This is a genomic window from Marinobacter sp. UBA2498 (assembly GCF_002341575.1).
Lineage (GTDB): Bacteria > Pseudomonadota > Gammaproteobacteria > Pseudomonadales > Oleiphilaceae > Marinobacter > Marinobacter manganoxydans.
Genome location: NZ_DDOI01000018.1, coordinates 3,525 through 14,267 on the forward strand (window position 1 = coordinate 3,525; position 10,743 = coordinate 14,267).

A 10,743-nucleotide genomic window follows, 5' to 3' on the forward strand; every position below is an offset into this window, starting at 1 on the left:
TGTCTCTGGCTCTGGCTCTGGCTCTGGCTCTGGCTCTGGCTCTGGCTGGTCAGCTTCCGGCTCGGTTACCGGCTCTGTCAATACCGTTTCAGGCTCCACGGCAGGCTGGTCCTGCGACGGCTCTTCCGGGGATGGCACTGAATTCTCTGTTTCAGGCCCAATGGTTATACTCTTTCTCACCGGCTCCGGTGCTTTTACAGTCTCGCCGGCCACGGATTCATCATACTGGCGCGACACAAACCACCAGGAGCCCGCAAGGAGCACAAGGGCCAGCCCGGGCAAAAGGAACCGCTTCCACGGAACGTGCTTAGGGCGATCGACACTCCGCGAGGCCACCATGTCCAGCCAAACGCCCGGAGTCACACGCTTGAGTCGCGCAAAGCTACCCTGGCTCAGGGCGTGAATTTTGGAGACCCGGGCCGGACTCAGAAGTTCCCCTGCCTTGCCGCCGGCAGCGTGAACCCGTGGTTCCAGATAGGCAACGATTTCATCCCTGGTGAGAGGCCGCAGATGTATCTGGTGGACACTTGTGCTCGCATCATCCAGGCCCATCGACTGGACCAGGCTATCCGTTCCGGCAAACACCGGAACGGCAGAAGAGCCACGCTCTGAAGCCAGATAGGCGGACAGGATAAGCCTTAGCAACTCCGTCGGCGCCCGGTCGGCATCGTCAATCAAAAGGACCATACGCTGGCCCTTTCGGACCCGCGATTCAGACCACTTGAAAAAGCCATAAACCAGGTCTCGGGGGCTGTCTTCCGGGCCGAGATTTGAGCGGGAAACCGCTTTCAGGTCCCGGGCAAGGGCCTGGGCGCTGGTCAGCGCTGCCGCCGGTATACGGTGAAAGTCGAGTCTGGATGATTCGCTGCGGACCAGCTCCGCCAGTATTCGGGTTTTGCCCGAGCCAGCAGCTCCGGTTAATAACAGAGCCATATCACCGAAGCCGCATAGATGGCGCAACGCTTCCAGAGCGTGATGACGCATGGCATCCGGAAAGAACGGCGTCTCCATTTCCAGCGGGTTGGCACGGAGGCTGTAGCGCTGCTGCAACCTGGGGAACAGGCCTCCGCCATCAAGACTGTTCAAGCTTTCTTCAGTCACGGGTCTTCCTTGTCTTCTGGTCCGCTACCAAATCATTGATGCCTTCGGGCCGTCATCATATCGAGCTGCAAAAACGCGCAAAGGTGAGAGCAAGGTTTTCAGGACTCACTTCGGATGTGACCACGGCGTCTCCAACCGAACGAAGCAGGACCAGCCTTAAAAGGCCATCCACGTTTTTCTTGTCGACAGCCATCAAACTCATAAAGTCATCGGCCGTCATCGCAGCCGGGGGCTTATCCGGTAAACCGGCCCGGAGGATCAGTCGGTTAATACGATCACAATCGTCACGGCTGATCATCCCTTCAAGCGCGGACAATTCGGCGGCCATCAGCATACCGGTGCCCACTGCTTCCCCGTGCAGCCAGTTGCCATAACCGGCATAGGTTTCGATCGCGTGGCCGAAGGTGTGACCAAGATTCAGGATCGCCCTGAGGCCACCTTCGCGCTCGTCAAGTGCAACAATTTCGGCCTTGCAAGCGCAGGACCTGAAGATGGCCTCTGCCAGCGCCTCCGGATCAAGACTGACCAATGCATCCATGCGCTCTTCAAGCCAGCCAAGAAAGCCCTGATCCCGGATCAGCCCATATTTGATAACTTCCGCCAGCCCCGCTGACACCTCTCTGGCGGGCAAAGTCTGTAGACTTGCCGTGTCTATCAACACCGCTTGCGGCTGATGAAAAGCCCCAATCATGTTCTTGCCAAGCGGGTGATTGATGCCAGTTTTGCCGCCGACAGAAGAGTCGACCTGGGAAAGCAGCGTCGTTGGAATCTGGATGAACGGTACACCACGTTGATAACAGGCTGCTGCAAAACCAGCCATATCCCCGACCACACCTCCACCGAGGGCGACCAGAGTGGTTTTTCGGGTGTGGCGCTGTTCAAGGAGACCGTCAAAGATGCTGTTAAGAGTCTGCCAATCCTTGAACTTCTCGCCATCCGGAAGTACGACGGTATCAACCCGCTTCCCCGGAAAGCAGGCTTTCGCCCGTTCAAGATAGAGTGGTGCCACAGTCTCATTGGTGACGATCATGACCTGCGCCCCGGAAACAAAAGCTGATAGATCCTGAGTGCCGAGAAGACCCTCACCGATAAATATGGGGTAGCTGCGTTCACCGAGCTCTACCGAGAGCTCCCGATACCGATTAGACATGGTTGCGACCTTCCTTACGTATCTGCCTTTTGTGACGCGGCGTTTTCGGGTTCAGCCGATTGACCAGCTGACGTACCACCAGCCGGGGACTCTTTCTGTCCGTGAACATGATGATGTCCGCGAGACCTGAATACAGCGGATCGCGGATTGAGAAAAGTTTCCGCAAGACCGCCTCAGGGTCGTCGTTCTGTAGCAAAGGCCGATTGCGGTCCTTGCGTGTTCGCTCTACCTGCTGCTCTATGGATGTTTTCAGATAGATGACCGTTGCATCTCTCTTGAGAATCGGGTGGTTTTCCTGGCGCATCACAGCTCCGCCACCAGTAGCCAGCACGGTTCGGTCCTCGTGGGACAACTCGTCCAGCATGGCTGTTTCCCGCAAACGGAATCCATCCTCGCCCTCAACATCAAAAATCCACGGAATGTTAGCCCCGCACCGCTCTTCAATGATGCGATCAGAATCAAGAAAACGATAGCCGAGCTCTTTGGCGAGCATCCGGCCAATCGTGCTTTTCCCTGCTCCCATGGGGCCAACCAGGACAACGCGTTTCGGCAAAGACATAACTTCCGCTCAGTTTTGATCAGGCGGGTGAGAATATCACAGGGCCGGTACTTGCATAAGCTCCGTACCCGGCCTGTGGGGAATTCAGGCACAAAAAAGCCGCCGGGTTCCAGGCGGCGGCTTTTTTTCGGGATCCCGGTTACCGGACAAGATCGCTCTTGATGATCTTGGGCGTTATGAAAATTAACAGCTCACTGCGCTCATCAATTTTCTCGGTACGCTTGAAAAGACGACCCAGGTAGGGAATATCCCCAAGGAACGGGGTCTTCGTAGTTTGGGTCGCAACTTGCGACTGGAAGATACCACCCAGCACCACCGTCTCACCGTTGCCAACCAGAACCTGGGTGGTCACCTGGTTGGTATTGATCGAAGGAATACCGGCGGTAACTTCACCACGGGAGTCCTGGTTGACCACCAGATCCATAATAATCTTGTCATCCGGGGTGATTTGCGGCGTCACCTCGAGAGAAAGCACGGCTTCCTTGAACGAGACCGCTGTCGCACCGCTGGAAGACGCTCGCTGATAAGGAATTTCCTCACCGGATTTGATAGACGCTGTCTGGCGATCCGCGGTCACAACACGAGGCTGTGAAACCACTTCGGCCTGGCCGTCGCTCTCCAGCGCAGACAGCTCCAGGTCAACCAGGAAGTCATCGCTGCCCCAGCCAATGGCAAACGAGGAAGTGCCTTCACCGCTCACACCGAGATCGACCGCCAGCGCACCCGGGAAGGTGATTGTACTGCTGTTTCCGGCTGCAGCATCACGCGCCTCCTGCAAGGACTGCTGCGAGCCTCCGACAGTGAATACATTATCGCCACTCACATCGTAAGCGGCACCACCCCAGCGAATACCGAGATCTTCAGCCACATTGGTCTGGGCCCGGACAATTCGCGCCTCGATGGATACCTGCCGCACCGGCACATCCCATGTGGAGACAAGCCGACGGATTTCCTCGAGCTTTTGCGCAGTCTCACGAATACTGATGGTGTTGGTGCGAACATCCGAGGAGACAAATCCGCGGTCTGAAATCAGCTCCTCATCTTCCTTGATCAGGGCAACAATGTCGGCAGCCTTGGCGTAGTTGACCTGAACAATATCCAGCCGTACCGGCGCCAGCTCTGCAATCTGTTTATTGGTTTCCAGCTCCAGCTTTTCCCGGGCAGCAATCTCATCTGCCGGAGCCACCAGCAACACGTTACCGATCTGCCGCTTGTCGAGCCCCTTGGTCTTCAGAATCAGATCCAGAGCCTGGTCCCAGGGAACATTTTGCAAACGAAGCGTGATGCTGCCACCCACCGTGTCACTGGCGACCAGGTTCAGGCCTGTGAAATCCGCAATCAGCTGGAGAACCGAACGAACCTCAATGTCCTGAAAGTTCAGGGAGAGCTTCTCGCCGGTATACGGGAACTTCTCTTCACGGCGTGACTCTGCCTCCTGTTCAGTAAGCTTTTCCACACTGACCGTGAACTGGCTGCCGGACTGATAGGCAATATAATCGTAATTCCCTGCCGGGCTGATCTCGACCACCGCATTGCCATCTTCAACAAAGGTATCGATGCGGGTAACCGGCGTTGCAAAATCAGTAACGTCCAGCCGGCGACGCAGATTGGCAGGAACGGTAATGCCATCCATGGTCAGCCGGATTTTGCCAGCCCGTTCCGACAAGTCCACTGGCGTGCCGGAGCTGCCCAGATCGACAAGAACCCGGCCTTCCCCCTCTTTGCCACGGCGGAAATCCACACCGCCAAGGGCGTTGGCCGAAGAAGAACCCGATGCTCCCGGGCTACTCTGGGAGGACGAAGCAGGCGCGCCAGCCACGGCACCCTGAGCCTCGCCCCCAGCCTCGCCACCAATAGTCATAACCAGTGAATCGCCACTGCGAACCGTGTCGTAAGGAACCAGCTCAACGAGGTTGAAGATCAGCCGCGTTCGGTCCCTGGTTTCCACCACCGTCATACTCTGGGCGTTACCAGACCCCAGAGGAATGCTGCGACTGTCCAGACCGCTGATCGTGTCCCTCAGGTCGACAGCGATGCGAGCAGGGCGCTCAATGGTGTAACCGGTGGGTTCCGGCGGCGGCCCATCGAATTCCAGTGTCACTTCAAGCCGTTCGCCCGGTAGCGACGAAAACGACACGTCTTCCAGCGTGACCGCGTTGGCCAGGCCGGAGAACAACCCAAAAGCAATCACGCTGACGTATACATTGAGTTTTCTGAACATCGCTAGCCTCGACCCTAAACTTTTTTGTACGTGCATGTTTCTTTCAACTTTCATCCAGCCGCTCCCTAGCCTGCGCCTTCTTCGAGGGTCAGCGAGCGAGGACGCTCGACCCAGCCACCCCGGCCATTGGGAACGATTTCAATCAGCTCAATACGGGTTTCACTGACGCCCACGATACGACCGTAGTTCTGCCCCATATAGTTTCCGGTGCGCACCCTGTGGATGCCACCAGTGTCGTCTTCGACAAGAGCGAACAGGCTGCCTGAGGCGCCCTGAAGCGTACCGACCATCCGAAGCGCCTTGAGATCAAAGTTCTCAAGCACCTCTCTTGGCCGGTCCAGATCCGGCTCAACATCACTGACCGGCTTCTCATCCACCATGGTCAGTTGAACGTCGATCGGCGGCTCAAACGGTGCCCGTCTGTCTGCGGCTGAGTAACTGAAGGCTTCATAGGCCTTGAACTCGGGCAGAGGCTCCACGTATCCCCGCGGCTTCGCCCTCGTTTCGGCCATGAACTTGTCAAGATCTGAAAATCCGCTGCCCTGGGAACAGGCTGTCAGGAGAGACACCAGACACACACCCAGCCAGGCTTTTACCGCATGCTTTGCTGCCATGCTCATTCTCCAGCCCGGTAGCGGTAGGTACGGGCCACAACCTGCATATCAAGCCGCTCTCCGTCTCCGCCAGTTGGTTTGATGGTCAAGTCGTGCAGGGTCACGATCCGAGGAAGGCTTGCGACACTGCTGACAAAGGACGCCAGCTCATGGTAGGAACCGGACACCCGGATATTGATCGGCAATTCGGAATAGAAGTCCCGGCGCTGCTCCGGCTGCAGCTTCACTTCCTGGAGCGCAAGACCACTACCCAGGGCGGTATTGGTAATATCCTCCAGCAAACCTGGCACTTCGGTCTCGCTGGGAAGCTGCCTTACCAGCGCGCCAAACGTTTCTTCCATCTCCGCCATCTGAGCCTTGAAGACTTCAAGATTCGCCACTTGGTACGCTTTTTCTTCGTACTTCTTGCGAAGCTCCTGCTCCGTTTTTTCAACGCGTTCAAGCTGGGCGGACTGATCCTTGATAAAGAACCAGTACCCACCCCCGATAATGAGCCCGAAGATGATCAGAACCACAATGGCCTTGATCGGTGCTGGCCAGATACCTGCGTTGTTGACGTCGAGGTCGTTGATATCAAATTCATTAAGGCTTTTAAGTGAGTCCGCGAGGCTCATTACTTATCCTCCCCTTCGGGCTCAGGTGTTTTTTGTTGTACCGAGAGTTGAAACTGACTGTACCCGGCCCGGCGGCTGTCAGCTGCCGACACGTTTGATAGGTTGGGATCAGCAAACCAATAGGACTCCTCGAACTGACGCATCAACGTGGAAACGCGGCTGTTGGATTCCGCCATGCCCACGATATCCAGCCGGTCTCCTGTGCGCTTGAGGTCAGTATAGAAAAGACCATCGGGCAGCGTTCTGACCAGCTCGTCAAAAACCCGGACAATAACCGGGCGTTTACCCTGAAGGTCCTGGATAACATGCATCCGGGCAAGCAGCTCATCCCGTTTGCGTTTGAGATTCTCGATTTCCTTGATCTGCTGATCCAGCTTCTTGGCCGCCGTTTCAATATAAGCGTTCCGCGATTGCTGGTAAGCGATCCGGCTGTCCATATCGGACTTCCAGAGGAATACCAGGCCACCGGCAATGATCGCCGCACCAAGAATCATCACGACGAACTGTTTCTGCTTTTCGGCACGAAGTTCTTCGCGCCAGGGTCGGAGGTTAATCTTTGCCATCAGTCGAAGCTCCTCATTGCCAGGCCGCAGGCAATCATCAGGGAAGGCGCATCATTACTCAGTGCCGACGCGTTCACCTTCGAACCTACCGCCATATCTGCAAAAGGATTCGCGACCATGGTCGGCGTTCCCGTTTTTTCTTCGACCATTTCAGTGAGCCCCTGAATCGAGGCCGTGCCTCCGGCCAGAACTACGTAATCGACGGCATTGTATTGACTGGCACCAAAGAAGAACTGAAGCGCGCGGGCAACCTGCTGCACGACAGCCTCGCGGAACGGCGTAAGCACTTCTGACTCGTAATCGTCAGGCAGTCCGCCCTGCTTTTTCGCAAGACCGGCTTCCTCGAGCGACAAACCGTATCGGCGCTGGATTTCCTCGGTCAGCTGTTTGCCACCGAAAATCTGCTCTCGCGTATAAACGGTCTTGCCACCGGCCAGAACACTCAGCGTGGTCATGGTCGCGCCAATGTCCACGATCGCTACCACCAGCTCCTCTCCCTGAGAGTCCAGCTGAGGCTCGATCAGTGCGTAGGCACGCTCAAGGGCATAGGCTTCAACGTCAACCACCTTGGTAGTCAGTGAAGCAATCTCGAGTGCATCCTCGCGGATGTCGACGTTTTCCTTCCGGCAAGCAGCCAGAAGCACATCCACCTGGTCGGGGTTGTTCTCGGAAGGTCCCTGAACCTCGAAATCGATGGCCACTTCATCCAGCGGGTATGGAATATATTGATCGGCCTCCAGGGCAATCTGATCTTCCATCTCGAATTCGTTCAGGCCGCCATCCATCTGGATGAGCTTGGTAATAACTGCAGAACCTGAAACCGCAACAGCCACCTGTTTGACACCAGAACGGGACTTGGAAGCTACGCGCTTCATTACCTCGCCCACAGCTTCTACGTCCGTAATATTCTTTTCCACCACGGCATTGGCCGGCAAAGGCTCCACCGCGTAGCTTTCGACCTTATAACGGTCGCCCTGCTTCGATAGCTCCAGAAGTTTGACCGAGCTGGAGCTTATATCCACGCCCAGCACTGCACTGGATTTCTTTCCTAATCCAAACACGCGCTCACCCTATACCTGGTTAGATGCACCCGGTTACGTAACTTATGTGTTTTTTATTTAAGAGAATTTCTTCACCATTCCGTCTACAATGCGTGTTCTTCTTTAGTTGAGAACTATTGCAGCGGTGAAGCACCTCTTCCATCCTAAAGCAATTTCTCAAATGATAGACCTATATCCAACAGTTGTCAGAAAAAAATGTCTCATTTGTTGCGCACATCTCGCCTTTTTGCCTGGTTGTTTCTTACCGGACTGAGTGTCGCCGTTATCGTAACGTCAGGCTTCTATCTTTACCTTCGCCCTGGCCTTCCGCCGGTACATCAGCTTCTGGACATCAAGCTTCAGACGCCATTACGGGTCTATAGCAAAGACAACAGATTAATAGCAGAATTCGGTGAAAAGAGAAGGGCACCCATCACAATCGAACAGATCCCAACAATTCAGTTACAAGCCTTTATGGCAGCTGAAGACTCGCGTTTTTACGAGCACTTCGGGGTCGACATCAAAGGCCTGGCGCGGGCTGCAATCGAACTGGTCTCTACCGGCGAGATCCAGTCCGGGGGCAGTACCATCACAATGCAGGTTGCAAAAAATTACTTTTTGTCACGGGACAGAACCTTTATCCGGAAGTTCAACGAGATACTTCTGGCTCTTCAGATCGAACGTGAACTGGATAAAAACCGCATTCTCGAGCTCTATCTGAACAAGATCTATCTGGGCAATCGGGCCTACGGAATTGCCGCCGCTGCACAGGTTTATTACAACAAGCCGGTCTCGGAACTGTCCCTGGCCCAAATGGCCATGCTCGCCGGCTTGCCAAAAGCGCCCTCGGCATTCAACCCCCTGGCCAATCCGGACCGTGCGATGATCCGGCGCAACTGGATTCTCGGACGAATGCGCGACCTGGGATACATCACTCCGGATGCCCACGAACTTGCTGTTTCCGCCCCCATTACTGCCAGCTACAACAGCACGGAGACTGAAGTCGACGCCGACTATGTTGCCGAAATGGCGAGATCCGAGATGGTTCGGCGGTTCGGCGAGGACGCCTACACCGATGGCTACACCGTCACCCTCACAGTTGACGGCAAGAAACAGCAGGTTGCCACAGAGGCATTAAGAGACGGCCTTGAAGCCTATGATCGGCGCCACGGCTTCAGGGGCCCCATTGGGGAGATTGATCAGGAAACCCTCGCCGAGAGTGAGCCATCAGATCTGATCCTGAACTACCCTCGCGTGGAGTCCCTGCTTCCCGCAATCGTCACAGAGGTTGACGACGAATCCGGCAAAGTGGCGGTGCACGCGCGCCGCATCGGCCCCGCCACCATGGCTTTCGAAACCATGACCTGGGCGAGGCGCTACAAAACTGAAAATCTCACAGGCCCTGAGCCTGAGAAGCCCTCCGATGTTGTGGCTCCCGGCGACGTTATCTATGTGCGCGCCCAGAACCCGGAATCGGCCTCGCTAGAGCCAGAAGCCAACGGGAACGAATCCCCGAATGAGCAGTCGGAGCAGCTCGCTGAAGCCTCTGTTGCGCTTGCTCAAATCCCGAGGGTTGAAGGCGCGCTCATTTCACTGAAAGCCAAAACCGGCGCCATTGAGGCACTGAGCGGAGGCTACAGTTTTGGTCAGAGCAAATATAACCGTGCCATACAGGCAAGACGACAGCCTGGCTCCACCTTCAAGCCCTTTCTTTATCTGAGCGCCCTGGAAAGCGGCATGACACCGGCGACCATCTACAACGATGCGCCGATTGTCTTCGATGACTCGGAACTGGAGACTGCCTGGCGCCCCCAGAACTCCTCCGGACAGTTCTATGGCCCAACCCGCCTGCGGGAAGCACTCTATCGCTCACGCAACCTGGTCTCAATCCGACTGCTGCGCGACCTAGGCATCCGGAACACGCTGGATTACCTGGCACAACTGGAAATCCCGGTAGAAAACATGCCGGACGATCTGTCACTCTCCCTGGGCAGCGGGCAGCTTACTCCCATGGAACTTGCCCGAGGCATGGCCGTGATTGCCAACGGAGGCTACGACGTTGAACCCTACCTCATCGAGACTATCACTGACTTTAGCGGTGAGACCATTTACCAGGCGCCGAAAACCGTTCTGTGCGACAAAGACTGCAACGACGGTACAGGACAGGAACCATCGGGCGAGCAAGAAGGCTCGCCAAGCACCGTCGCCAATGTTTCTGAAACAAGTGAGGACTCGCCCGAGGTTCGGGTTATGCCCAGACTGGCGGACGAACGCTCGGTCTTTATTCTGCATTCAATGATGCAGGACGTCATTCGTCGCGGTACCGGCAGACGGGCGCTGGCCCTTGGCCGGGATGACATCGCCGGCAAAACCGGCACCACCAACGAACAGAAAGACACCTGGTTTGCCGGCTTCAATCACGAAGTGGCAACAACTACCTGGGTCGGATTCGACCAACCGGCACCTTTGGGCAGACGCGAATTTGGCGCCAGCACCGCGCTCCCCATCTGGCTGGACTATATGGAAGTGGCGCTCGAAGGGGCACCCTCTTCCTTCATGCCTCGACCCAATGGCATCGTCAATATCCGGATCAACCCCGAAACCGGACAGCGTGCAAGGCCGGGCGAGGATGGCATTTTTGAGGTCTTCCGGGAAGAGGATGCGCCACCGCCCCTGACATCCGAAACCGAGAACGACCGCAATGGAGGCTCCGAGGAAGACGACCTGTCAAGGCGAATCTTCTGACATCAGGAGCAGGCACAAAAAAACCGGCGGGATCACCGCCGGTTTTTTTATACCCTGGATGACAGATCAGATAATGTCGTCCATTGACTTCAGCGGGTAGTGCGCAGGGTATGGATTACGTGCAACGCCGGAATCC

The 10,743-nt window shown here is 56.1% G+C and carries 9 protein-coding genes; 1 reads left to right on the plus strand and 8 read right to left on the minus strand.

The genetic code is table 11. The features are described from left to right. The 8 genes from B2W52_RS01815 to B2W52_RS01850 form a co-directional block, all read right to left on the minus strand. Positions 1-1,101, minus strand: a 1,101-nt coding sequence (locus B2W52_RS01815) for an ATP-binding protein (protein ID WP_286801069.1), incomplete at its 3' end; no start/stop codon positions are given. 55 nt (positions 1,102-1,156) lie between these two features. Next, complete coding sequence (gene aroB / locus B2W52_RS01820) at positions 1,157-2,251, minus strand: 3-dehydroquinate synthase (RefSeq protein ID WP_136629681.1); 1,095 nt, start codon at positions 2,249-2,251, stop codon at positions 1,157-1,159. Continuing rightward, entirely contained in the window at positions 2,244-2,810 is a 567-nt protein-coding gene (gene aroK, locus B2W52_RS01825) for a shikimate kinase AroK (protein ID WP_008170790.1), read from the minus strand. The genes aroB and aroK overlap by 8 nt, the downstream gene beginning before the upstream one ends. 139 nt (positions 2,811-2,949) lie before the next feature. Continuing rightward, positions 2,950-5,031 carry a type IV pilus secretin PilQ gene (locus B2W52_RS01830; protein ID WP_273069698.1) on the minus strand — a complete coding sequence of 694 codons (2,082 nt, stop codon included), beginning with the start codon at positions 5,029-5,031 and terminating at the stop codon, positions 2,950-2,952. A gap of 65 nt (positions 5,032-5,096) precedes the next feature. Continuing rightward, positions 5,097-5,645: a pilus assembly protein PilP gene (locus tag B2W52_RS01835; protein ID WP_136629684.1), complete on the minus strand. Its 549-nt coding sequence runs from the start codon at positions 5,643-5,645 to the stop codon at positions 5,097-5,099. Between the two features lie 2 nt (positions 5,646-5,647). Further along, positions 5,648-6,259 (minus strand): type IV pilus inner membrane component PilO, encoded by a 612-nt coding sequence (locus B2W52_RS01840; RefSeq protein ID WP_273069700.1) that lies wholly within the window; start codon positions 6,257-6,259, stop codon positions 5,648-5,650. Continuing rightward, positions 6,259-6,822 (minus strand): PilN domain-containing protein, encoded by a 564-nt coding sequence (locus B2W52_RS01845; RefSeq protein WP_136629685.1) that lies wholly within the window; start codon positions 6,820-6,822, stop codon positions 6,259-6,261. The genes B2W52_RS01840 and B2W52_RS01845 overlap by 1 nt, the downstream gene beginning before the upstream one ends. Continuing rightward, on the minus strand, positions 6,822-7,883 hold the full coding sequence (locus B2W52_RS01850) for a pilus assembly protein PilM (RefSeq protein WP_062786515.1): 1,062 nt from the start codon (positions 7,881-7,883) through the stop codon (positions 6,822-6,824). Before B2W52_RS01850 ends, B2W52_RS01845 begins: the two co-directional genes overlap by 1 nt. A 195-nt stretch (positions 7,884-8,078) precedes the next feature. Here B2W52_RS01850 and B2W52_RS01855 point away from each other — a divergent pair, with 195 nt between their 5' ends. Continuing rightward, entirely contained in the window at positions 8,079-10,607 is a 2,529-nt protein-coding gene (locus B2W52_RS01855) for a penicillin-binding protein 1A (RefSeq protein WP_286801070.1), read from the plus strand. The last annotated feature ends 136 nt before the right edge of the window (positions 10,608-10,743 follow it).

Coding starts and splice junctions, on each gene's coding strand:
- aroB (WP_136629681.1), bottom strand. CDS start 2,251: ATGTCTAATCGGTATCGGGAGCTCTCGGTAGAGCTCGGTGAACGCAGC.
- aroK (WP_008170790.1), bottom strand. CDS start 2,810: ATGTCTTTGCCGAAACGCGTTGTCCTGGTTGGCCCCATGGGAGCAGGG.
- B2W52_RS01830 (WP_273069698.1), bottom strand. CDS start 5,031: ATGTTCAGAAAACTCAATGTATACGTCAGCGTGATTGCTTTTGGGTTG.
- B2W52_RS01835 (WP_136629684.1), bottom strand. CDS start 5,645: ATGGCAGCAAAGCATGCGGTAAAAGCCTGGCTGGGTGTGTGTCTGGTG.
- B2W52_RS01840 (WP_273069700.1), bottom strand. CDS start 6,259: ATGAGCCTCGCGGACTCACTTAAAAGCCTTAATGAATTTGATATCAAC.
- B2W52_RS01845 (WP_136629685.1), bottom strand. CDS start 6,822: ATGGCAAAGATTAACCTCCGACCCTGGCGCGAAGAACTTCGTGCCGAA.
- B2W52_RS01855 (WP_286801070.1), top strand. CDS start 8,079: ATGTCTCATTTGTTGCGCACATCTCGCCTTTTTGCCTGGTTGTTTCTT.